The sequence below is a fragment of the Leifsonia sp. SIMBA_070 genome (assembly GCF_046534635.1).
Classification (GTDB): domain Bacteria; phylum Actinomycetota; class Actinomycetes; order Actinomycetales; family Microbacteriaceae; genus Leifsonia.
This window is the reverse complement of record NZ_JAWRYK010000016.1, coordinates 1-609: the sequence shown is the minus strand read 5'-3', so window position 1 is coordinate 609 and position 609 is coordinate 1. Positions and strand designations below refer to the sequence as shown.

At 37.9% G+C, this 609-nt stretch carries 1 protein-coding gene; it reads left to right on the top strand.

All coding sequences use genetic code 11. From position 1 onward, the window contains the following. Positions 1-459, top strand: a 459-nt coding sequence (locus SB754_RS19175) for a phage portal protein (protein WP_410784007.1), incomplete at its 5' end; no start/stop codon positions are given. Positions 460-609 lie beyond the last annotated feature (150 nt).

Genomic DNA, 609 nt, shown 5'->3' with positions numbered 1-609 from the left:
ATGCAGGTTGGTTTCTCTTCTGGAGCCTTTAGTTTTGATGGACAAGGTGTTAAAACAGCGACAGAGGTTGTAAGTGAAAACTCCAAGACATTCAGAACAAAGCAGTCACACGAAACGATCATAGAAGACGGAATTCGCGATTTAGTGGACATTATTACCGAAGTTGCTTCTTTATATGATGAATTCGAAAGCACTGATGACTATGAAGTGACAGTTACTTTCTATGATTCTATAGCAGAGGACCAAACAGCCGAGATTAATAAGCAGATTTTGCTTGTTACGAACAATCTAACGAGTAAGAAGAAAGCTATCATGAAAATCCACGGTGTTTCTGAAGAAGAAGCAATTCAAATGTTAGAAGAAATAACGGAAGAGAATAGAACGGTCCTTCCTGAAAACGTTGATTTATTCGGATTGGAAGGGAATCAACAGAAAAATAATGATCCAGGAGCTGAGTGATCATGGCATTACCTCCTGAGAAGTTACAGCAACTCTCTATGTTTGTAGTAGATATCTACAACGCGATTGAAGAAGAGTTGCTTTTAAACATGGCTAAAATGCTTAAAAACGATATGGAATTACTGCTAACTGCTGAAAACGCAGAACAAT